The sequence below is a fragment of the Chryseobacterium gleum genome, assembly GCF_900636535.1.
GTDB lineage: Bacteria > Bacteroidota > Bacteroidia > Flavobacteriales > Weeksellaceae > Chryseobacterium > Chryseobacterium gleum.
Map to the genome: position 1 here is coordinate 1,778,473 of NZ_LR134289.1, position 22,455 is coordinate 1,800,927.

The following is a 22,455-nucleotide window of genomic DNA, read 5'->3' on the forward strand; positions in this document are numbered from 1 at the left end:
TAAGCTTCTACTCTTGAAAAGTCTCCTTAAGTCTTGAAAATCCAGGGATTTTCATTTTGTAACCTCTTCACCATTCGAGCTTATTCCAGTCTATATTCTTTTTGGCTTTTGTGGTTTATCTTTTACCCATGTGAAAAGCCGGTAATCTTGGCTTCATCAAAATCCAGCTGCATTTCAATACTTCTCATCACATGATCATCAAATATCTTTTCTCTTTTCATCCGGTGCAGTTCGTTTCTCTGTGCCTGGATGATCTGCCGTAAGACATCTTTATTTTCATTGATTGCCGATACATAATCTCCCGTGGAAGCCATGCATTGGGCTTTGTCTGCCATCAGCATCATTTCATTTTCCAGCTTATGCTTCTGGTGACGTACCAGGCTGTTGGTTACCGTTAATTCAGAAAAGTCATTGTCCAGTTTGTGTAATGCTGTTTCCTTCAGCTTACGCATAAGAATAACTTCCTGCTTTTCTTCCGGCAATTCACTTCCGGCATCCTGAATATTCAATAGCTTTAAAATCGGGCTTAGCAATAATCCCTGTCCTACGAGGGTAATCAATATAATAACGAAAGTTACAAATAGAATAATATTTCTGTGCGGGAATGCCTCTCCGTTTGGCAGAAAAGCAGGAATTGACAGAGCTGCTGCCAGTGAAACCACTCCCCTCATTGCAGCAAAACTGATAATGAACGGTTCCCGCCAATCCGGTTTAGGAACTTTTAATCTTAATTCTTTGGAGCAGATTCTTGGAAAGTACATCAGTGCATAACTGTACAGAATTCTTGTTCCGATAATTGCGCCTCCAATGACTACACTATAGAAAATACCTTCAGAAATAGTATACTCTTTCATTCCTTCCACTACAATAGGAAGCTCAAGGCCAATCAAAATAAAGATAATTGTATTCATCAGAAATATCAATACACTCCATACGTTACCAGACTGAATCCTTGAGGTATGGCTTAAATAACAGTGCGAGTTATAAGACATCAGTAATCCTCCTGCAACTACAGAAAGCACTCCTGAAAAATGGAAATGCTCTGCTCCCACATACATAATATAAGGTACAATAAGGGTAATAATGGTATCAATATTGGAATTGGTTGGGATAACTTTTAGTAATGCCCCAAACAGGAAACCTACCGCCACTCCCACTGCAATTCCTCCGATCGCCATCGTAAAGAAATCCTGAACAGCATCTCTCCAGATAAACTGTCCGGAAATAACGGCTGCCAAAGCAAATTTAAAAACAATTAAACTGGATGCATCATTGATAAGACTCTCTCCTTCCAGAATATTGGTGATTTTCTTTGGAATCTTCATATGCTTAAGAACCGAAGTTGCGGCAACAGCATCCGGCGGTGAATTCACTCCTCCCAGAAGGAATCCCATGGCTACGGTAAGCCCCGGAATGATGGAAGACGAAAGATAAGCGACCACTATTGAGGTTAAAAATACCAATCCGAAAGCCATCGAAAATATCTGTTTTCTCCATTTATGAAAATCCTGCCATGAGGTAAACCAGGCTGCTTCAAACAAAATAGGCGGCAGGAAGATCAGGAAAACAAGATCAGGTTCTATTTCAATACGCGGCATTCCCGGCACAAAGCTTATCAGCAATCCTGCAATGACAAGAAAAATAGGGTAAGCGACTTTTAATTTCTGGCCGATCATTACCAATATCATCACAGACAGCAGTACTGCAATGGATATTATAACATAGCTGTGAATCATTTTAAGTTAGTTTTTTTAAGTGTTATTTTTTATTTTGGGATATCTATCAATATTTATTATCCGAATCTTATAGGTTTAATTTAATCCGAAGTTTAGACTTTTTCTTAACAACCGAAAAAAATTAAAGCACAATATTATTCTTTGGTGTGATGGCTGCCGGAAGATCAGATTCATCCAGCATATCCCGCATATCGATTTCGATGGTACGGCTGATCTGAGTGATAGGAACATCATTGGGACTTCCTTCAAAGGGATTAACTGACGCTTCTCCCACACTGTCCAGGGTATGAAAACACCATGTCACGAGCAAAGAGAACGGAATATTAAACCATAACGTCCATCCTTCTACCATAGTTCCGTCACCCAGTTTATCAAATTCTTTTAGTAAACCGAAAGGCACAAAAACAATGAATAAAAGCAAAAGATAAGTGGTGATGGAAGAGAAATTTCTGGGATATGGAAAGTTCTTTATTCTTTCAGCTTTTCCCTGATTATCGGTAAATTTTACCAGTTGCTGATTAATCTGAGTCCATTGAAAATCATTGATTTCCCCTTTTTCATAAGCTTCTGACAAAGCTTTGCTCTGGCTGGCCACCAATTGTGTAGCCCTGTTCTTTTTGCTTAAAATATACTGAAGTTCAGGCTCAGAAAGGTATTTTTTCAGTTCCTCATCCAGCCTGGAGAGTCTTTCCGGAATATCATACTTTTTAGCATATTCATCAAACTGATCTGTACCCATATTTTCCCATGCTCTGGATTCACGAAGCTGGAATCGCAATGCGGTAAGCCATGCATAATGACGAAGAAACATTTCTTTGACCTTGCCCGGATCTTTAGAAAGCAGCGCATCTCTCAGGATATACCCAAAGCTACGGCTGTCATTAATAATGGCTCCGTAAATTTGTCTAGCTTCCCAGAGCCTGCTGTAGCTGGCATTGTTTTTAAATCCAACGATAAAGGCAACCGCTGTTCCCATAATGGCAATCGGCTGCCATGGAACGGAGAGAAACGTCCAACCCAAAAAGTACAGAACTGTAGGGATTGCAGATAATATAATCAGAGCGTAAATACTCCGTCTGGTCCAGATAATGAACTCCCGGGCTCCAAATCTTTTTCCTGAATGCATAAGTGTTTATTTTTTGTGTTTAATTTTTATTTCAAATTAAGGTTTTCATCAGGGCATTCAGCAGTTGCTTCATTAGTTTTTAGTAAACGGAATATTGTTATAAAAACCAATCTGAATCTGTCCCCGGTTTCTGTTCTCCTGAATCTGATTCATATACCCTGCTTCAATCCTCATATTTTTGTTGATGACATATCCTAACGCTCCATACACTCTGTTTCTGTCGAAAACGGGATTATCGAAATGCAGGAAAATCTCGTTATATACCGATGCATATAGTGTTTTTGGCAGCATTTCCTTTTGAGTAATCGGGATATTCAATCCAATCATATAGCGGAATCTCATTCTGAAATCATCCTCAAGAAAACGTTCTTCCAAACGGTAGCGGTGCTGAAGATTGAAACGCCCGAATTTTTGCTTGGTAATATACTGCTGGAAAATCCTGTGTTCAATATTCTCCTTTTTCTCGCCGTTTACATAGGGCTGGCTGAGAATGAAACCATATCCCAATAAAACATTATTGTTATTTTCTGTAAGGTCATACCCGACTCCTGTACGGATAAGTAATTGTTCTAGGTCTCCAGCAGCATCGAAATTACGGTACTGAATTTCATTATGCCAGTTCAGCTTTTTGCTGATCTTATTATTTCCGAAATACATATACCATGCTCCCAGATCACTCTTTTGAGCACATACCCATATGGACCCCAAACTTAATACTGTGAATGCCAACTTCGTAAAAACCTTTCTCATATTTGTCAATTACTATTATCTATCGTTTTTAACAAAATTAATATTTTAAATCAATAATAACAAACAATATTTAATAGCACGACAGAAAGGGACTTTCTTTTGTATTTGATTTTATATAAAAAGCAGATCGGATTTCTGCCAGATTATCAGATTGACTATGAGAATGTTCTTAATATGGGATTTCATCCTTTTGCATTTTTCGGACTGTTGTAATATATGTTTCCAGATTAGAAAAACATAAAACTGAATGAATCGAAAAATATAAAAGGATGTTGATTCTTTAGCGAAATGATTCTATGAATGCTTATTCGAAACGGTCTTTTAAGTAGTTCATATCTGCAATTTTACTTTCAATGGCATATACCACCAATCCTGCAGTATTTTTGGCCCCGGTTTTCAGTAAAAGGCTGTTGCGGTGTCCTTCAACGGTTCTGGAACTTATAAAAAGCAGGTCTGCAATTTCTGCAGTGTTGTATTGTTTACAGATTAACTCCAATACTTCTTTTTCTCTTTTGGAAATATGATTGGCATCAAAGATACTGGAAACCTTCTTTTTTGGCTCTGTAAGGTTTTGATGTAATGCTTCCATTACTTCATTATTATAAAAGAAACCCTTGCTATAAACCTCCCGGATTGCAGTAAGCAACTCAGCGGGACTTGAGTTTTTTTTAAGAAAGGAACAGGCTCCTGACTGTATCATATTGACAATAAAGGCTTTTGTATTATAGCTGGTTAATGCAATGATTTTGATCTGGGGATATTTGACATGAATTTGTTTAGTGGCCTCTACCCCGTTTATTTCCGGCATGTTGAGATCCATAAGAATGATATCCGGCAGTTCCTGAAGCGTCATAAGCTCATCGAGCAGTTCTTTCCCGTTACTGAATTCGTTTACCAGTTCAATATCTTTTTCTCTTTGTATTAACAATGAAATCCCCTGACGAAACAGTGCTTCATCGTCTACAATTGCTACACGAATGATATCTTTTTCCATCTCATCAATATTTAAAATGTAAATTCTACAGTGATTCCTTTATTGTTTTCACTTTCAATTTTCAGTGTTCCATTGATCAGTTCTACCCGGCTTCTTATATTTCGCAAGCCGAGTCCTCCTTTCAAGGTATTTTCATCAAGATTAAATCCTTTGCCATCATCTTTATAAATACAGGTATTTTTTCCATCTTTTCCCAAAAATTCTATATCAATATGAGTACTTTCGCCATGTTTGATGGAATTATTGATAAGTTCCTGAAGTATTCTAAAGATATGTAAATTTTTTTCATCTTCTGCTTTTGCAAAGTATAAACTGCTCGAGTAGGTAACCTGCAGGTTTTTGGACAGGTTAATTTCTGAACACAATGCATCTATGGCAGCATGCAGTCCAAATTTTTCTAAAATAGGAGGCAGCAGATCATGAGAAATCTGCCTTGCACTTTCGGCAGTCTTGTTGACCAGATGTATGATTTTATTTTTCAGGTCATTGTACTCTTCCCTGGGCAGATTATCAAAATCCAAAAGATGGATATTTAAAGAAACCACACTCAGTTTTGAACTGATGTCATCATGCAGATCCTGAGCAATTCTCAGTCTTTCTTTTTCCTGTGCACTTATAATAGCATGGGTAAGATCTTTCTCATACCTGAGTTCCAGTTCTTTTTTCTGAATAAGATTTCTGGTTATTTTCTTGTTTGAAAAATAATAAAATATGATCAGCGTAACGGCCAGTAAAGTAAATGCCAGAAAGGTATAAACGATAGTGGAAATAATTGTATTTTCATTCATTTTGTAAAATCATAACAGTAATTACACATTTTTTCTACGGGAAGAAAGATATTCAGCCAGAATAAAAATCTGGTACACAATAAACATAACAACATTGAAAACCCATATCTCTTTATGCAGCTTCCTGTTCATCACCGTATACAGATTTCCGGACAAAAATATAACTGTACTGCTTATGAGATACAGCAAAAGTCCCAGACTTATATAATTGTATTTCTTCTGAGTATCCAATATATTATATAAATGAAATAATGCCAGAATTATAATAGAATAAGACGTGACAAAAATTTCAAACAGATTAAAAACATAATATTTTTCCGGATCTATCATATACTGTATGATGAGAATGACAGGGATAGTAACTAAAAGAATACGTGCTGTTTTTTTCTGATACTTCTCCGTTAAAATTTCATGAAAAAACAATCCCAGCAGCAAAAACTGACCTATCAGATAATAATGTGAGAAAAACAGATTATTAATCTTTTGGGAATTCAGTACATAGAATACGATTTCACAAATTAATATCCACGTCAGGTAACCGATGAAAAATGTATAGGCTTTTCCGGAACCGTAAAAGCCTATACCGTATACTGCCAGATTAATCAGCAGAATGCCTTTTCCAATTAATGACAATATTTCAATCCAATGATCCAAGATCTCCGGTTTTCAGGTTACAGATTCCACCATTTCTCAGCAGAACATACGCTTGGACAGGGTGTGGTCATGTCATATACATAAAATCCGTCTTCATAATTGACAATATCATTCCCATAAGCATCCACTCCTACCATTAAAAATTTAAACTCTCCCTGATCTGTGATCGCATTATATCCGCGATATTGTTCAAAGCCTTTATCCTTGTTGAAAATATCATTTACATCTTGTACAGGAATAATATGTGCTCTTATTGACATCCCGTCAATATCATTTCTATTCTGCCAGTTGCTGATCCATGTTTTAGCATCATCCAATGATACTGCATGCTTAGGTAATTCCATAGTTGTTCTTGTTTTAAATTATATAATAGGTTTAAAATAAAGTTTCTGCAATTGCACACTACAAGTTATGAAAAAACTAACCATACTGTGAAATAAATTCATTTTCATTAACATAATATTCATTTTTCAAAATTATAACTATAGCAATAAACAACATTGCGTATTTCTACGTGTTTTTAAATCCGGCATTTAATACGCTGTAACCGCTTTATGTTTCATCGTTACTTTGTGGTATCACTTTCTCTAACTACTAAAAATCTGTATCATGAAAAAAATTATCTCTTTTGTCATTTTTGTTTTCTTAAGCGCGATTGCATTGATCAATGCACAGACAACAACTGTAACTTTTGAAGATGCTTCTGGCGGCAGTACCAGTTTTATCAGTAATGGGTATACTTTTAATATTGTTTCACAGGCCGGAACTTTCAGAATTCAGGGCAATTATCCAAACACCGGCTGGAACGGAACCGTGAATGATAATGTCTACATTGACAATACCGGAACAACGAATATTATTTCTCCTTCATTCAGTCTTAAGAGCAGTTCTTCATTTACAGTCTCAAAATTTTGGGTATTTTTAAGCAATATAGCTTTAAACCAGTCTACCTCATCAGGAACGCTTATTATCACAGGGAAATTAGGAGGAATTCCAAAATTTACCACCACCAAAACATCCGGCTTTAATACAACATTTAATGCAACTACAGGAACGACAGGTATCAGCAATGGGTTTACCCTAATTGACCTTGCCACTCTGAATAATCAGAATAACAGCAATACTGTAATTGATGAGATCCAGCTGCAATCCACCGGATCCTATGTCTATATGTGCCTTGATGCATTTACATGGACAAAAATTTCAACTTTGGGAACCTCAGAAAGCACCATGAAAGAAAAAGAGAATATTTATCCTAATCCAACTACCGGCATCTTCCATATTGATCATCTGAAAAAAAATGATACAATCTCTTTATATGACCAGTCCGGAAAGCTCATAAAATCTGCGGAAGTGACAAATGATGAAAATACGTTTGACATTACCGAGCTGCCTGAAGGAATCTATCTCATCAAAACAGAAACAGCAAGCTATAAAATCATCAAGAAGAACTAAAAACTATTTCCTGCAAATAGCTTACAGTAAATAAAAAAACCGACAAATAGCTGTCGGTTTTTTTTATTATTTTGAAATGAAATATGAATTTACGGATGCTGCTGCATTTTTGCAGGATCATCATAGTTTACCATCCAGTTGATTCCGAATTTATCAGTAAACATTCCGAAATAAGCTCCCCAGAATGTATCTGCCATAGGCATTGTCACCTGCCCTCCTGCAGAAAGACCACCGAATAATTTATCTGCTTCTTCTTTAGATTCAGCATTCACAGAAATAGAGAAGTTATTTCCTGCCTTAAAGTTGGAAGACCACTCTCCTCCTGTATCACTTCCCATCAAAATTGTTTCTTTAGAGATCGGAAGTGCAACATGCATGATCTTGTTTTTGTCTTCTTCAGGAGTTTCTTTTCCTTCCATTGGAGGCATTTCTCCAAAAGTTCCAATGTAAGGATATTCTCCTCCGAACACTGATTTGTAGAAATCAAATGCTTCTCTGCAATTACCGTTGAATGTTAAATAAACGTTTACTGTTGCCATGATTGTTTTTTTATAAGTTAAGTTTGTTTTAAGTCATCTTTATATAATGATCCTGATCTATCTGTGCTGATCTATAAGAATCATATTACCGTCAGGATCTTTCAGGTAGATATGTTCAGGCCCTGAAGTTGTTTCATCAGCTTCCCTTCCGATTTCCACTCCGCTTTCTTTTAGTCTTCTCTGAATTTCACGCACATCATCAAAAGACTCAAGATTTTGTGCATTTTCATCCCATCCCGGGTTGAAAGTAAGCATATTTCCGTCGAACATTGCCTGAAAAAGCCCGATCAGTGTAGATCCGTTTTTCATGATCAGGTAATTTTGTTCTTCAGTTCCTGCCATTGTTGTAAAACCCAGCTTCTCATAAAAATCTTTGGATTTCTGAAGATCTTTTACGCTTAAGCTGATTGAAAATGCGCCTAGTTTCATAGTATTAATGAGTTTTAGATAAGACCCGAGGTCTGAGATATTTTTAAGTCCGATATAAAATTATGAGGTGTTACTGATTTTTCAGATGGGTCTTGAATTCAAGGGTTCCGTCATAACTTTTCCAGTCTCCTGTAAGCTCGATGTACTGCCCTTCAATTTTCTCTGTTTTCTTGTTCCATTTAAAATTATAGGTAAATTTTCCTTTGAAAAGTCCGGAATGTTTTCCTTTATTCTCTTCTGCCAGTTCATATTCGCCATATACAGTTCCCTGTTTTCTGGAATCTTTATACTTTAAAATGGTAATTTTACCTTCGAATTTTGAATAATTGGTATCTACAAGAGAGTATCCTGAAACGAAATATTCCTGATCATTTTTTTTATTCTGTTCAGAGATATTGATCTTTAGTTTCAGTTCCTGCCCCTTGTTTCCGATAGTTCCTATATAAGGTTTACTGTTATTCAGCCATGTATTGGAAATATCCGGCATCTGGCCCAATACAAAATTGGCAGCCAGAACAAAAAGTAATAAAAGTTTTTTCATGTAAGGTTGTGTTTATACTCCAAATTGTGCCAGGTGATGGTTCAGATGCTTGGCAAACATATTATTCCATTCCTGTGCATTTAATTTCCCAAAAGAGAAAGACTCTTTCCCATCAAAAGCATCTGCTCCCAATTGCTGTGTCTTCTGAATAAAACCTATCAGTCTTGTTTTTTCTTCATGAAAATTCTTTCTAGTGGTAATCAAAAACTGAGGTGCTGTAGGCGAATCTCTCGGATAGGCTTTTTCTCCTACTACTTTAGGTTTTACAAAAGTCTTCAATATAAATTTTGCAATAGCTCCAGGCTTTTTGTGTTTTTCCGGTTCGTACACCATTTCGTAGGTTATACAGCAATGTGCCAGCATCTGATCCACCGTCATTTTGCCCCATAAACCATGGGTATCTTCCACCAGCCTGTTGATTCTATCTATATAGTTTTGAGCATCTTTTGCATCAAATACATTTTCCATATAATTTCTATTTTACTACAGACAAATATATCAGTTTTTTTGTTTGATTTTATAGTCGGTTGAAAAAATTGGACATGGATGGTTTCGGGATTCGTGTTACGATGTTGTGCGTTATTTATTGCTGGTTACGAGTTCTGAGTTGCGAATTCTGGAGTTCCGGGATACAAGGTAGTAAATTGCAGGGTTTCGGGATTTGATTTTGAATAATTTAATATAAATATTCTTAACCAATTAACCAATACAACTGCAACAGTAACCAATCAGCCAAAACCAGAAACTACTCACTATCCTCCGGAGAATTATTTTCCACAGCAATTTCCTGCGGTGCGGCTTTTTTGAATATAAACCAAAGCTTGATCTTTAAAGCAATCCAGCCAATAACAGCATATATTACTAAAAGAATACTTAAATGCTTCAGGTAAGGAAAGGTAAGTTCTACCGATCCTTTTTGAATCAAAAGAATCTTAAAGGCCTGCAGAAAGGGAGTGAGCGGAATAATATTCGCGATAAACTGAACAAAGGCAGGCATAGCATTCAGAGGCCAGGTAAAACCACTGATAATGAACGCTGGTGAAGCGATAACCATAAGGATCTGTGTTGCTTTCAATGCATCCGGGATCAGAATACTTACAAAGACTCCCAGAAATGAAACGGATCCTACAAAAACCGCTGTCAGAAGAATAAAATTGAGTATCCCTTCCGGCATCGGAACTCTGAAGATCATATGCATAAAGTAATAAATGCCTACAATAAGTACAGAAAACACCCAGATAGGTATTACCTTAATCAGCATAGTCGGGAAAGCCCATCTTTTCATTTTTTGATATTCTTTTATGAAAGATCCTCTTTCAAATTCAGCAGCAAAACTTACAGCCATAGCCAACAGAATTACCTGCTGTAAAACTACGGCAAGCATCGCCGGCCACATGAAAATAAGATAGTTCCCCGTTGTATTGAAAAGGGTAATGTAGTTGGCTTTAAAAGGTTCATACTGGGTAGCAGCCTTTGCGGCTGGCATTCCCGCCTTTTGAAGGGCTTTGATGGAAGCTCCGGCTGAGAATGTTCCGATGGTCAGCTGAAGTGCTTTGGAAGCAAAATTGGCCGTTAAAACATTCCCGGTATTGATATAAACATTAAGTTCAGGATACTTTTTCTGCAGCATATCTCCTTCAAACCTGGAAGGGATAATAACTACAGCTGCAGCCTCATGTCTGATCACCTCATCTTTGATACTAAGAGGCTCCTGAAGGTATCTGAAGACCTTAATGCTTTTATTGTCTTCGAGCATTTCTGTCAATTGATTGGACAAAGGCGTGTTATCTCTGTCGACAACCAATACAGGAGTATTTTCAACTTTTCCGCTTTTGTAGACAAACCCCAGCAAGGTTGCATAGAATACCGGTGCCAGAAAGAACACCGTTCTCAAGGTAGAATTGCCGATAAAAAGTTTGAACTCACGTTTTAAAAGACGGAAAAATTCTTTCATCTGAATATTTTTATAGGTTGAAAAACGTAATGGAATTTCACTAAAACTCTATCCGTTCTGTATCATTTATTTAAGGATTACATTGGCATTTACCAGAATATTTTTAGCCTTATTCATATCCTTCGGTTTTACTTTGATTTCGTAGATTGCGTCCTGCAGCTGATAATCCGGGTACGCAGTAGTAATATCTGCATACTTTGTCAGCTGTTTGATATAGACGATAGTTCCTTTAAGGTTTTCTTTATTGTACACCACCTGCATCGTTACCTCCTGCCCTTTTTTATATTTTGAAATAGCACTTTCCGGAATGGTAAACCTGAAATAAGTACTTTCCGGGATATATCCGTTAAATAATGCAAATCCTGCTGTTGCAAGCTCACCGGTGTTTAAGCTAATAGTTTCTATTTCCATATCGTTGGTCGCAATGATATATCTCTCTGAATAGGCAACATTGGCCTCCTGTAAAGCACCTTTAGCCTGTGATGCCTGTCCTGCTGCCATCTCCACTTTTTCGACGCGGGTTCCCCTTTTTACATCATCCAGCTCTGCCACTACAGCATCGTACTGAGCTTTAGCTCCCTGTAATTTTGCGTAGATTTCGTCATGAGCCTGCGGAGACATCAAGCTGTCACGGAACATATTATTCGCTCTTCTATATGATTTCTGGGCAAATTCGTATTGTTCTTTCAATCCTTTATATTTGGCCTGAAGCTGCTTTAGCTGATCTGCTGTTGCACCGTTTTTAGCCATTTGCTCCTGGGCGGCAGCAGCACTTACTGCACCTTGTGCCTGCGCTATTTTTGCGGAGACTTCAGGTACATCAAGCTGTGCCAGGGTATCCCCTTTCTTCACAGTCTGCCCTTCGGAAACATATATTTTTAAAATCCTTCCGGTGACTTTTGGGGCAAAAGAGATCACCTCTTTCTTGGTTTTCCCTTCCGGCTCTTTGATCTTTTCGTTTTTTTTGTCACAGCTCCCCAACAAAATCAGAGCGGCGAAGAGTATAGATATATTTTTATGCATGATTTAAATGGTTAAGGAATTAAATAAAATTTAGTGATATCCAGCTCCTGGGTAGACCTCATCAGTTCTATTCCCGCTCTTCTCTGGTTGAAAACAGCATTCTGATATTCCAGTTCGGCAGCTTCAAGATCGTTTTCTGCATCAATGAGCTGTGAAGATTTGCTCATCCCATATCTGAATTCTTTTTCTGCCTGTACAAGTGCATTTTTTGCCAGCTCCTTTTCTTTAACTTTCAGGGTAATCTGTGCGGAAGCAATATCATAATTGGTTTGGTTATTGGCCAGATTCAGTGTTAATTTTTTCAGCGCATCTTCTTTCTGGTTTTGTAATACCTCTTTTCCGACTTTGGCTGTTTCTTCAGCATGTTTTCCCTCTTTTCCGTCAAAGATCTCCCATTTAAAACCTACTCCTGCTGTAATCAATGGAAATACATTAATATTATTGGGCCTCCAGTCCAGTTTTTTCCCTTCATATCCAAGCAACGGAACTGCAGGAATCACATTTTCTGAGGATTTTATTCTGTTTCCGTACAAACCGATATAATAAGCAGAAGCCATCAGCTGGACTTTAGGAATCATCCATGTTCTTTCGGCTTTTATCTTATAATCTGCAGCACTGATGCCATGTTCCAAAGCACGGATTTCTGCTCTCTGCTCTATTCCTTTTTCTGCAGCAAGCAGTTCCACCGGAGATAATACCGGATCAATCATTCTGAGTCTTTCCTTGTTGATTCCGGTTAAAACATAAAGCTGGGTAAGAAGTAATTCTTTTTTACCTTCATATTCTACCATTTTAGCATTCAACGTAGCCTGTGCCAGCTCAATTTTCTTATGATCGTAAGGAGTAATCAGACCATAGCCTAACGCTTTGTCTGCTGTTTTCCTGTTGATATCGAGTCTTTTTTTACTTTCGTCCAGCACTTTTTTAGACTGATGAATCAGGGCCAGCTGATCATACGCTCTGGAAATAGTGGCAATCACTTCATCTTTTGTTTTCTCCAGAAGTATATCTTCAGATTTTTTCTTTTCTTCAACCGCTTTTTTCATGTATTTAACCTTTCCTCCCGAATACAGAAGCATTTTGGCATCTGCCTTAGCAATACCTGAAAATCCTGATACATTGAAATTATTGTTGAAAGTCCCTTCCGGAATATTGATAAAGGGTGTGAGATTGAATTCCGGTGACGTAAGTCTTGCTGTTCCGTTGAGATAACCGGCCTGGCCACTAAGTTCCAGTGTTGGAAGAAAGATATCTTTCAATTTATGTTCATCCAGATCGGTAAGTTTGTTTTGGGTAATCTGCATTTTAAGGTTCGAATCACGAACCATAGCACTATCCAGAAGTTCTTTAAAATCCGGCGCAGACTGTGCCCAGCCAAAAGCGGGGAAAGCAAAAAAACTAAACGTAAAAATCAATAAATTGTTTTTCATGGTTTATGTTTACAACAAATATAATGCAAAAAAAGGTTAAATACTTAAAGATAATTCTACAATGTAGTGAATTTAAAGTAAGTTTAAAATATGTTTAAGTTTAAAACCTTATAAAATAAAGTTTTGTCGGAGTCGTTTAAATGTTAATTAAATACTAGAAAATCTGAAAAAAAATTTTAACTCTACTTTTTCTGCATTGTTTTTTACGACACTTTTTCAGGAAACAAAAGGAAAAAAAGAACATTCTCTGGAAAAAAAACATTCTGAATTTGGATTCCTTCGAAATGACAAACTGGATGAATAGGCTTGTATAATAAATTACTTAATCTATAAAATTTGTGGAAATAATATTCAATAGGAACGGGCTTTATCTAAAAACATTGGTAACAGAAAACACTATCATTTATACTCTGAATATTGGAAGCTGGATTCCTGCGGCATGACAGAAATGACGTTGAATTTACACGAATACATACTTCAAATAAAACGAAAACTCCCCACATCACTGTGGGGAGTTTTCTGTATCATTATAATACCCTGATTTACTTCTGAACTGCTTTTTTCATCGCAGCATCCGGACGTAAAATTCTGTAGCGAACTTCGATATCTTTCGGTACATAGAATACCAACGGAAGTTTACTATTGTATCTTACGATTTCAGGCTTTAAGGTCACAAACTTTTTAGTCAGTTTTTTATCCAGACAAGCCATCATTGTTCCTCCTGTTTCTCCATTGGACTCTACTTCATAATAGTTGTATCCCCAACCTTGAAGATCCTGGGTTTTCATTTCTCCCATCAGGAAGTAATTGTTACAGTCTAACATTTTTTCAGCCCCAACAAAAAGTTCTACTTTTAAATCTTTTTCGTTTTTTGCTACGGGAAGCTGAATATATACCTGCTTATATCCTTCTTTTGCCTTTGGGAACATTTCAATCTGTAGTTTTTCAAACTTTTCTGCTTTCTTTTGAGCGAAAGCATTTACCCCTGCCATCAATACCAATCCTGTAATTAAAGTTTTAGTAAATTTCATCTTTATAATTTTTTTAATTTGTACTCATCTAATTTCAAAAACCATTCCAAAATTAAACATTTGTTTGATTTTTCGATTTAATTCTATTCTGTTCAAAATCTTTAAACAAAAAACTGCAGTAAAAATTACTACAGTTTTATGCTTATCAGTTACTCTGAAATTGTTACGTTACTTCCTTTGGTGTGTGCATTCATCTGCGGTGCGTAATAATTCTGCATCGTTGTAATTCCGTTGGAGAATTTACCGGATGCGTTGGCCACTACATCGTATTCAAATACATATTTTCCTTTCGGCATGTATTGGATATAAAAATTGGTAGAAGCATCTTTGGTCGACTGGTAATATCCAAGATTATTCTTCCACTGATATCCGGATAATACATCTACAGGTTCAAATCCTGCTGCACGCATATCTTTAATATGAATAAATTCCATTGCTCTGTCTGTATTCAGAATCATTCTTACCGTCACTTTATCTCCTACTTTCAATGGAGTTTCTGGAGATATTTTCTGAAGCTCTTCTCCGTTTATCGTTTTTACTTTTTTATAAAGCTCTTTCGTTACAGAAATATAATTTTCAGAAGATTTGATTTTATCCAGGTCTTCGTAATACTGCCAGAACAATCCTCCCTGAACAATTCCGGGACCAGGTTTGGTAACGGTTACTGAGGCTAAGTTTTTATCTATAGTTTCTGGCTTCAAAGTTGATTTTACATAACCTGTTGCCTGTGTCTGAGGAGTTAATTCTTTTCCTCCCCAAACGATAGTAGCTTTATCACTCTCAGTTCCTGTCCATGATTTTCCTGAATTCAAAATGGTAAAGATCACCTCTGCTGTTCCTCTTGAGCTTCCCCATGAGTTGACTTCTTTTTGGGTTACCAGCCAGATCTTCATATCTTCAATAAAGTTTTGATCGTTAGATTTCAACGTATTGAAAGCTTCCATTGCTCCGGCATGGTTAACTACTTTTGAACCAAACCATCCCCAATCATTCAGGTTTTGTTTCCAGTATACACCTTGTGTTTTGGTATCTGTAGAAGTTTCTTTAAGATAAGTCATTAATTTATCAGACACCTCTTTCAGACCATAATCGTTCACTAATAATGCCGCTCGGTGAAGCCCGAAGAATGTAAAATCTGTGATCTTAGCGGTCTTGGCTTTTTGCTTTACCATCGTTTTCAGAGCAGCTCCTTTCCCTTTTAAAGGATATTGCTTTTCCCAATAGTTTCTGGTATCAAGATAGTCTATTGCCCAGTTGTTCCAGACATTTCCTTTTTTCACATCAAAATACTTATTAACTTCATTGTCTACATACTGAATCAGTTTAGCAACAATAGCTTTCTGATCAGCACTTTGATAATCTTTCACATTATCTTTTAACCAGGAATTGATTTTTCCTAAGTTTTTAAGGATATACAACGATGTTCCGTAAGAACTTGGATAACCAGGATACCATGAGAATCCACCATCCGGATTCTGCAGTTTTTTGAAATCCTCCCAATCCTGATTGATCGAATTTTTCATTGTATTAACATCAAATAATAATGCCAGTTTCTGCATCTGCTCTCCTTCATTTTTGCTCTCCAGCACCCAAGGGGTTTCTTCCAGCAACAACTGCTTCAACTCCTGATTTTTTTCAAGATTTGACTGTAATAGTCCTTTGTTCTGATATTCTTCAAAAACGGTTTTCATTTTTGGATTAGCTTTGAATATTTCTGAAGCTAAAACATCAGCAAACCATTTATTAAAGATAACGTCTGCAGAATTATTCTGATCATTTTTCAGACTTGGAAGCGCAAACATAATCTCCCAGATCGGATTGGTTGTCAGTTCCAACGTATTGGAAACATTAGAAGCCGTTGTTGATGTATTATTTTTAAGATTATCCAATACAAATGTTTTGGTTTCTCCTTCCTTCACGAAAACCGGAACTGCATCCGTCACCAGCATTCTGTTCGGTAATACAGCAATAGCCTGCTGCTCTCCGTCTGAATACTGACCTGCCTTGGCCACCACTTTGAAAATAACGGAGGAAACATTGTCCGGAACTTTTAATTTCCATGTCAATGCGCTGCTTCCGTTTTCACTTAAGTTGAAATTTTGTACTCCTGAACTCATTCCGAATTTTGAAGAAATATTTTCATTGGTAAAGGCATCTAAAATTTGCAGTTCAGCAGAACCATTCAGTTTTTTATTGGTAAGATTTGAAAGTTTCGATTGCAGGTTCAGTTCATCACCTTCTCTCAGAAATCTTGGATAATTTGGAGTCACGGAGAATTCTTTCTGTGTTACCACTTCTTTTTCCAAGGTAGCAGCTCTTGCGTCTTTAGTATGGGCGAGGAACATTAGCTTCCATTTGGTCAATGCTTCCGGAGAGGTGAACTCGAAGTTGACATTTCCTTCGGCATCGGTTTTCAGATCCGGATAGAAGAAGGCTGTTTCGTTCAGGTTCTGGCGGACAGCTACTTTATCCAAAGCTTTTTCTGTGGCAGAATTGTCTAAAACACCACTTCCATCAGATTTCATTACTAAGGATTCTTCTTTTGCTAAGGGAGCAGCCGGCATAGCAACTTTCGCCCCCCTACTAGATCTGTAGCTTATAACTTCAGAAGCAGTTACGCTCATAGGTTTAGGGCAACCATTATATTCAGGAGACCCCGGAACAGTAGGACAAGCATCATCTTTATCACTCACACCATCACCATCAGAATCCCATCTATTACCAAACCTTCCATCAAACCAGTTAAACTGAGGAACAGTTACATATTTACCTTCGAAATATCTCAGTCTTTTATGATAATTTTGCTGCTCCAAGTAATTGTTGATACCATATGAAGTAATAATCACAAATGGGGTATATAATTTCGTCCAACTAAAGCTGTTTGCAGCAAACTGATCCAGGGACATATCATACATATTCGCCAATACCTCAGCATTGATCTTTTCTTTGTCATTTCCGGTTACTTTTACCGTCCATTTTTCTTTAACATTAGGCTCCAGTTTATCTCTGAAGGTTACCGTTTCAATCTTTAAAGGTTTGTCAGTATCTTTTATCTTTAAGGAAACAGATTCCGTATTCACATCATTAAATGCTACCAGCTGAAACTGAAGATTCAGTGAAGAGACACTTTTATCTTTAGGAATTTCAGCCGTGTACTCAAATATTCCCTTTTTCATCTGATGAACTTCGGAAACGGTTTTTCCGGATCCATCCTGTACAAAAACATTCACCATCGCATCAGGAACAGCTGAGTAAACATACACTTTTGCTTTTTCTCCTCTTGATAATTCTTCTTTTGGAGCGATAACCGTAAGGAATGTCTTTTGGCTTGGTTTTAAAGTTTTTTTGTCCCAAACACTAAAGTTCTGAGCACTTTTGATGGTGTCTTTTCCTTCGATATTGAAAAGTTCCAGCTGATAATCTCCTGCTTCCAGTTTCCCTAAATCAAGCTGGGTATTATCTGCAGATGGCTGCTGTTGTTTTTCAAATAATACTTTTTCTGTTTTCCAGTTTTTAATCTCATCATTTTTATCAAAAAGATCGTGAGGGAATTTACTGATGAACTCTTCTTTTGAATATTTCGGAAGATTCTGTACCTCAGATTTGAAATTATCTCTGAAAATTCTGTCAGGAGCGGTCAGTTTTGATAGCTTAACCTGATATGGCTTCTTAAGATTTTGATCGTTATAATTTTTGGTTTCTACCTTTACTTTTACATTTTCATCCGCAAAAGTATTGCTGATATTTTCTGCCTGGATATAATGCGAAACTGATGCTACTTTCAATTGGGTATCCGCGGTCTGAGTTTCACCATTGATATCTGTTACAGATGCATTGATGGCATAATTATCAATCTGTATCCCTTCCAGTTTTTCTTCTTTTTTAAGTTCCAGGCGAATGACAAATTCTCCCTTTTCATTGGTTTTTGCTTCGCCCAGAATCGAGTTTTCATTATCATCATCCTGCGGATACCAGCTGAAATACCTCCATCTGATATTCTGTTTTTTGATTTCATAGTTTACGGTCGTATTACTTAGCGGAACCCCGGAAAACATCACTGCTTTTCCTTTCAATTCTATGGTCTGGCCATATTTATACTCGTCTTTTACAGGTTCAAACGTTACTTCAAACTTTGGTCTTTTATATTCTTCTACCCTGAAATTTTTGTATCCCTGGCTTTCTCCTTCAATCCTCAGGTAAAAATTACCGTTTAGCTTTCCTTTCGGAAGGATAAAACTTCCGTGATAGGAGCCAAACTCATTGGTCGTGAATTCCTGGGAAGAAACTTCCTCATTATTGGTATTCAGTAAAGTTATTTTCTGTTTTAATCCGGAAATAACAGCTTCCACTTCTTTATTCTGCCTTGTATTGATGACCTTGAAATAAACGGTCTGCCCGGGACGGTAAATACCTCTGTCGATAAAGATCTGAGCAGTTGATCGGGTTTGTTTATTAGGGTTATAATCGTCATCATAGCCTCTGTTTCCGTACACCTGCATGATCTGAAAATCATTGGTCTTAGGCTGTTGAATAAGGAAAGTTCTGTAATAGTCTTTGCTTTCTGTAGAAGGAAACTTAAATACTCCGTTTGCATTGGTCGTTCCATCTATTTTGTTTAATGTTTTATTAGAAACAAATTCATAAAACTTCAGTCCTTCATTGGTTACCGGCTTTCCATTTTCACTGTTTACCAGCTTCAGCTCATCAGAAAGAGGATTTCTATCCGTTTTATTCTGATAAATAATTCTGTTTCCGGAAACCAGGAAATAAAAGTTCTGTCTTGAGTCTGTTTCTTTCATATCAGCACCTGCAACCGCAAATTCTGCAACATACACCCCTGACGGAAGCGGCTTAACTTCCAGTGATGTTTTATGGCTCTGATAATCCTTAGGGTCCGGAAGCTGGAATGTTTCTTTTCTTACGATATTCTTTTTCAGCTTTCCAAAAGTATCGGAGTAAGGATTCTGAACATACTGAAGCAGTGAGGTAAAATCATCTTTTACTTCATAAATATTCAGGGTAAATTCTGATACATTCTGATATTGCGCCACAAAATGAATCGGCAGGTTATTCTGGGTCTGGGATTCATATTTGATTGTCAGGTACGGATTCACGATCTGTGCTTCCTTACTTTTGATATTTTCAATAAAAGGAGACTTCGGATATTCACTTTTTGCCTGGGCAGCTATTGCAAGTGCTTCTTTAGGTTTCTTCCTGTTAACAAGTTCATCCATGATATCTCCCATGATTATCACTTTATAATCTCCTTCCACATTAGTTTTTAAGAGATTCTGAAGCTGCTCAAGCCTGTCTTTGCAATGATTGAAATTACAGTTCTCTGTAATCTTTTCTTTCATAAAATACAGCTTTGCATTCCCGGTGTTCTGTGCAATCAACTCATCATAGATAGCATTAATCGCTGCACGGTTGGCAGTCAGTTCATTTTTTGTGAAAATATTGTTTTCGGATAAAAATTCTACTTTTTTAAGCGCATACCAATCAGACAGTGTCGGGAAATAAGCGATATCGTTTGTTCCGGAAAATATATCCTTATATTTTTCCAGTAAAATCTTTTTCATTTCAGGTTTTTCCTGATCAAGTTCCTGGAAGCTTTTGGTAAGATAATTTTTGTAATCAAGCTTACTCCAGGTTTCTATCTGCGAAACATCCTGAGAATTGATGTTGGTTCTTCCGTTTATTTTCCATAGATTCTGATTGTAATAATCCATGAAGAAACCGTTCAACAGGACTTTGTATACCAATTTTCCTTCACCGCTCAGCTTTCCTTCGGTATCCTTAAGTTTTTTGAAAAATTGGGAAGCAGCATCATTCTGATCATCATCCACCGTTTGGTTTACAATACTGAATTCCGCTTTCAGAGAACGGATCAGCTCAAAAGCATTATTTTCTTTCATGGCTTGTTTTTGTATGTCTAAAATAATGGGAAGATTAGATTTATACGCTCCTTTTGTACTGTTTTCAGCAATTTTTTTCCATTGGGTATCGTAATACTTTTGTGCGGATACCATTGAAAAGCTCAGCATTACAAGCAAAAGCAGAAAAATCTTGGAAAATCTTTTCATATATATTAATTTTGATAAATGAACATCTTAAAAGTACTGAAAAAAACTGTCATAGACAGCCAGATTTATGTCTCCCTTATGGGAACTATTTTTGCAGTATTTTTTATGAAAGAGCAAAACACATTCCGTTTCCCTACCGTTCTGCTTATTTTCATCACTTATTTCAGCGGTTATCTTTATACCAAATATCAATACACCAGACATTTTTTCAAAATACTGATTCTGAATGCTGTAGCCGGAATTATTTGTGCTTTTTTAATCATCCAAAATCATAATGAAATAAGGCTTTTGAAATGGTTCATCATTGTTGTGCTGGGATTGCTTTACAACAGCTTTTTTCTTGATGTTTATATCCGTAAAATTCCTTTACTGAAGGTTTTTTACGTAGGATTGGTCTGGGCACTTGTCAACTGCTGGCTTACGCTTCCGGAATTCAGTATTCCTATTTTTCTGATCAGTTTTTTCTTTATTACAGCACTTGTCCTTCCCTTTGATATCCGGGATATGAATAGTGACACTGTAAAAACCTTTCCTATGCTGATAGGGGTACAAAATACCAAATATATTGCCTACGCACTCGTTTTTATCAGTAATATAATTGGTATCTTCTTTCTTGAATTACAATATGCTATAGCTTTTTTTATGGCTGGTATTGCAACCTATATTCTTATTTATTTCTCTGAAAATAAGAGGGATGACGCTTATTTTTCATTCGGGGTGGAAACTTGTTCTGCACTTCCTTTTTTATTTTTACTAATAATGAAGTATTTTTGACGAATGATTATCAAGAAGCTTTCCCTCTACAATTTCAAAAACCATACTGAGAAAAAATTTGAATTCTCCCCACAGATCAATTGTTTTGTGGGTAATAACGGTGTGGGAAAGACCAATATTTTAGATGCCCTGCATTATTTATCTGTAGGAAAAAGCTTTTTAGGCAATACAGATCTTAACAATATAAAAAAAGAGGAAGATTTTTTCACCATTGATGCTGAAATCCAGAATGAGGACAGTGAAGACATCATCAGAATTACCCAGCCTAAGGAAGCCAAAAAGGTAATTAAGAAAAACGATAAAAGCTATGACAGGCTTGCGGATCATATCGGCTATCTTCCGAGCGTTATGATTTCTCCTTATGATTCCAATCTTATTTCGGATTCCGGGGAAAGCAGACGTAAGTTTCTGGACTCTATGATTTCGCAGACGGATTCCGGGTATCTTTTTGACCTTATTCAGTATCAGAAGACCATTCAGCAGCGAAATGCCTTACTTAAGTATTTTGCCAAGAACAGAACCTGGGATAAAGATTCGCTGGAAATCTATGATGACCCGATCATCAGATTCGGGACGAAAATATTTAATAAAAGAAAAGAATTTGTAGAACAGCTTAATCCTATTGTTCAGAATTTCTATAAGATTATTTCCGGTGGAAAAGAAACCGTATCTGTCATATACGAATCTCATTTGCTGGAAGATTCTTTTGAAAATCTTTTAAAGGAAAGTCTTGAAAAAGATCGTATGCTAACCTACACTTCGAAAGGAATCCATAAGGATGACCTTCTTTTCGAAATGGATCATGTTTTAATTAAGAAAATCGGATCTCAGGGACAGCAGAAATCTTTTCTTATTTCTTTAAAGCTTGCTCAGATGAGTCTTGTAAAAGAGCTCACGAAAAAGACTCCTATCCTTTTACTCGATGATATTTTTGATAAACTCGATGATATAAGGGTTTCCCAATTGATAGAACTGGTTAATCGTGAAAGTTTTGGCCAGATTTTCATCACAGATACTCACAGAGAACGTACGGAAAGTGTAGTAAAAAAGATCAATGAGGAAAGTATAATTTTTGAAGTTTAGTGCTGAGATACGGGATGCGGGTTACGTGATTCGAGTTAGGGAATTTGAAGTACAAAGTTGAAAAC

General features: G+C 36.7%; 19 protein-coding genes. 3 read left to right on the forward strand and 16 right to left on the reverse strand.

Translation table 11 applies throughout. The features are described 5' to 3' along the window. Positions 1 to 122 precede the first annotated feature (122 nt). From EL165_RS08260 to EL165_RS08290, 7 genes are all read right to left on the reverse strand, one after another. A complete protein-coding gene (locus EL165_RS08260) occupies positions 123 to 1,736 on the reverse strand; it encodes a Na+/H+ antiporter (protein ID WP_002977946.1) in 1,614 nt (537 codons plus the stop codon). 121 nt (positions 1,737 to 1,857) lie between these two features. Then, on the reverse strand, positions 1,858 to 2,862 hold the full coding sequence (locus EL165_RS08265) for a bestrophin family protein (RefSeq protein ID WP_002977945.1): 1,005 nt from the start codon (positions 2,860 to 2,862) through the stop codon (positions 1,858 to 1,860). 72 nt (positions 2,863 to 2,934) lie between these two features. Further along, a complete protein-coding gene (locus EL165_RS08270) occupies positions 2,935 to 3,612 on the reverse strand; it encodes a DUF2490 domain-containing protein (RefSeq protein ID WP_002977944.1) in 678 nt (225 codons plus the stop codon). 304 nt (positions 3,613 to 3,916) lie between these two features. Then, on the reverse strand, positions 3,917 to 4,606 hold the full coding sequence (locus tag EL165_RS08275) for a response regulator transcription factor (RefSeq protein ID WP_002977943.1): 690 nt from the start codon (positions 4,604 to 4,606) through the stop codon (positions 3,917 to 3,919). Positions 4,607 to 4,617: 11 nt separating this feature from the next. Next, a complete protein-coding gene (locus EL165_RS08280; RefSeq protein ID WP_002977942.1) occupies positions 4,618 to 5,394 on the reverse strand; it encodes a sensor histidine kinase in 777 nt (258 codons plus the stop codon). A gap of 21 nt (positions 5,395 to 5,415) precedes the next feature. Further along, entirely contained in the window at positions 5,416 to 6,048 is a 633-nt protein-coding gene (locus tag EL165_RS08285; protein WP_002977941.1) for a hypothetical protein, read from the reverse strand. Positions 6,049 to 6,065: 17 nt separating this feature from the next. Then, complete coding sequence (locus EL165_RS08290) at positions 6,066 to 6,392, reverse strand: hypothetical protein (RefSeq protein ID WP_002977940.1); 327 nt, start codon at positions 6,390 to 6,392, stop codon at positions 6,066 to 6,068. Positions 6,393 to 6,657: 265 nt separating this feature from the next. Here EL165_RS08290 and EL165_RS08295 point away from each other — a divergent pair, with 265 nt between their 5' ends. Continuing rightward, positions 6,658 to 7,503: a T9SS type A sorting domain-containing protein gene (locus tag EL165_RS08295; protein ID WP_002977939.1), complete on the forward strand. Its 846-nt coding sequence runs from the start codon at positions 6,658 to 6,660 to the stop codon at positions 7,501 to 7,503. Positions 7,504 to 7,592: 89 nt separating this feature from the next. Here EL165_RS08295 and EL165_RS08300 read toward each other — a convergent pair whose 3' ends face one another. From EL165_RS08300 to EL165_RS08340, 9 genes are all read right to left on the reverse strand, one after another. Beyond that, positions 7,593 to 8,042: a VOC family protein gene (locus tag EL165_RS08300; protein WP_002977938.1), complete on the reverse strand. Its 450-nt coding sequence runs from the start codon at positions 8,040 to 8,042 to the stop codon at positions 7,593 to 7,595. Between the two features lie 57 nt (positions 8,043 to 8,099). Continuing rightward, a complete protein-coding gene (locus EL165_RS08305) occupies positions 8,100 to 8,471 on the reverse strand; it encodes a VOC family protein (RefSeq protein ID WP_002977936.1) in 372 nt (123 codons plus the stop codon). A gap of 70 nt (positions 8,472 to 8,541) precedes the next feature. Continuing rightward, entirely contained in the window at positions 8,542 to 9,012 is a 471-nt protein-coding gene (locus EL165_RS08310) for a hypothetical protein (RefSeq protein ID WP_002977934.1), read from the reverse strand. Positions 9,013 to 9,024: 12 nt separating this feature from the next. Beyond that, entirely contained in the window at positions 9,025 to 9,480 is a 456-nt protein-coding gene (locus EL165_RS08315) for a DUF1569 domain-containing protein (protein WP_002977932.1), read from the reverse strand. A 277-nt stretch (positions 9,481 to 9,757) separates the two neighbouring features. After that, complete coding sequence (locus EL165_RS08320) at positions 9,758 to 10,966, reverse strand: ABC transporter permease (protein WP_002977930.1); 1,209 nt, start codon at positions 10,964 to 10,966, stop codon at positions 9,758 to 9,760. A 66-nt stretch (positions 10,967 to 11,032) separates the two neighbouring features. Beyond that, positions 11,033 to 11,989 carry an HlyD family secretion protein gene (locus tag EL165_RS08325; protein ID WP_002977925.1) on the reverse strand — a complete coding sequence of 319 codons (957 nt, stop codon included), beginning with the start codon at positions 11,987 to 11,989 and terminating at the stop codon, positions 11,033 to 11,035. Positions 11,990 to 12,000: 11 nt separating this feature from the next. Next, positions 12,001 to 13,419 carry a TolC family protein gene (locus EL165_RS08330; RefSeq protein ID WP_002977923.1) on the reverse strand — a complete coding sequence of 473 codons (1,419 nt, stop codon included), beginning with the start codon at positions 13,417 to 13,419 and terminating at the stop codon, positions 12,001 to 12,003. A gap of 542 nt (positions 13,420 to 13,961) precedes the next feature. Next, positions 13,962 to 14,450 carry a serine protease inhibitor ecotin gene (gene eco / locus EL165_RS08335; RefSeq protein ID WP_002977921.1) on the reverse strand — a complete coding sequence of 163 codons (489 nt, stop codon included), beginning with the start codon at positions 14,448 to 14,450 and terminating at the stop codon, positions 13,962 to 13,964. Positions 14,451 to 14,599: 149 nt separating this feature from the next. Continuing rightward, complete coding sequence (locus EL165_RS08340) at positions 14,600 to 20,533, reverse strand: alpha-2-macroglobulin family protein (RefSeq protein ID WP_002977919.1); 5,934 nt, start codon at positions 20,531 to 20,533, stop codon at positions 14,600 to 14,602. Between the two features lie 18 nt (positions 20,534 to 20,551). Between EL165_RS08340 and EL165_RS08345 the strand changes: the two genes are divergently transcribed. Next, positions 20,552 to 21,307, forward strand: a complete 756-nt coding sequence (locus EL165_RS08345; RefSeq protein ID WP_002977917.1) for a UbiA prenyltransferase family protein — start codon at positions 20,552 to 20,554, stop codon at positions 21,305 to 21,307. Positions 21,308 to 21,310: 3 nt separating this feature from the next. Beyond that, entirely contained in the window at positions 21,311 to 22,390 is a 1,080-nt protein-coding gene (recF, locus tag EL165_RS08350) for a DNA replication/repair protein RecF (protein ID WP_002977915.1), read from the forward strand. The last annotated feature ends 65 nt before the right edge of the window (positions 22,391 to 22,455 follow it).

What these genes read in the sequence shown, in the direction of transcription:
- EL165_RS08260 (WP_002977946.1), bottom strand. Translation starts at nt 1,736, where the DNA reads ATGATTCACAGCTATGTTATAATATCCATTGCAGTACTGCTGTCTGTG.
- EL165_RS08265 (WP_002977945.1), bottom strand. Translation starts at nt 2,862, where the DNA reads ATGCATTCAGGAAAAAGATTTGGAGCCCGGGAGTTCATTATCTGGACC.
- EL165_RS08270 (WP_002977944.1), bottom strand. Translation starts at nt 3,612, where the DNA reads ATGAGAAAGGTTTTTACGAAGTTGGCATTCACAGTATTAAGTTTGGGG.
- EL165_RS08275 (WP_002977943.1), bottom strand. Translation starts at nt 4,606, where the DNA reads ATGGAAAAAGATATCATTCGTGTAGCAATTGTAGACGATGAAGCACTG.
- EL165_RS08280 (WP_002977942.1), bottom strand. Translation starts at nt 5,394, where the DNA reads ATGAATGAAAATACAATTATTTCCACTATCGTTTATACCTTTCTGGCA.
- EL165_RS08290 (WP_002977940.1), bottom strand. Translation starts at nt 6,392, where the DNA reads ATGGAATTACCTAAGCATGCAGTATCATTGGATGATGCTAAAACATGG.
- EL165_RS08295 (WP_002977939.1), top strand. Translation starts at nt 6,658, where the DNA reads ATGAAAAAAATTATCTCTTTTGTCATTTTTGTTTTCTTAAGCGCGATT.
- EL165_RS08300 (WP_002977938.1), bottom strand. Translation starts at nt 8,042, where the DNA reads ATGGCAACAGTAAACGTTTATTTAACATTCAACGGTAATTGCAGAGAA.
- EL165_RS08305 (WP_002977936.1), bottom strand. Translation starts at nt 8,471, where the DNA reads ATGAAACTAGGCGCATTTTCAATCAGCTTAAGCGTAAAAGATCTTCAG.
- EL165_RS08310 (WP_002977934.1), bottom strand. Translation starts at nt 9,012, where the DNA reads ATGAAAAAACTTTTATTACTTTTTGTTCTGGCTGCCAATTTTGTATTG.
- EL165_RS08315 (WP_002977932.1), bottom strand. Translation starts at nt 9,480, where the DNA reads ATGGAAAATGTATTTGATGCAAAAGATGCTCAAAACTATATAGATAGA.
- EL165_RS08320 (WP_002977930.1), bottom strand. Translation starts at nt 10,966, where the DNA reads ATGAAAGAATTTTTCCGTCTTTTAAAACGTGAGTTCAAACTTTTTATC.
- EL165_RS08325 (WP_002977925.1), bottom strand. Translation starts at nt 11,989, where the DNA reads ATGCATAAAAATATATCTATACTCTTCGCCGCTCTGATTTTGTTGGGG.
- EL165_RS08330 (WP_002977923.1), bottom strand. Translation starts at nt 13,419, where the DNA reads ATGAAAAACAATTTATTGATTTTTACGTTTAGTTTTTTTGCTTTCCCC.
- eco (WP_002977921.1), bottom strand. Translation starts at nt 14,450, where the DNA reads ATGAAATTTACTAAAACTTTAATTACAGGATTGGTATTGATGGCAGGG.
- EL165_RS08340 (WP_002977919.1), bottom strand. Translation starts at nt 20,533, where the DNA reads ATGAAAAGATTTTCCAAGATTTTTCTGCTTTTGCTTGTAATGCTGAGC.
- EL165_RS08345 (WP_002977917.1), top strand. Translation starts at nt 20,552, where the DNA reads ATGAACATCTTAAAAGTACTGAAAAAAACTGTCATAGACAGCCAGATT.
- recF (WP_002977915.1), top strand. Translation starts at nt 21,311, where the DNA reads ATGATTATCAAGAAGCTTTCCCTCTACAATTTCAAAAACCATACTGAG.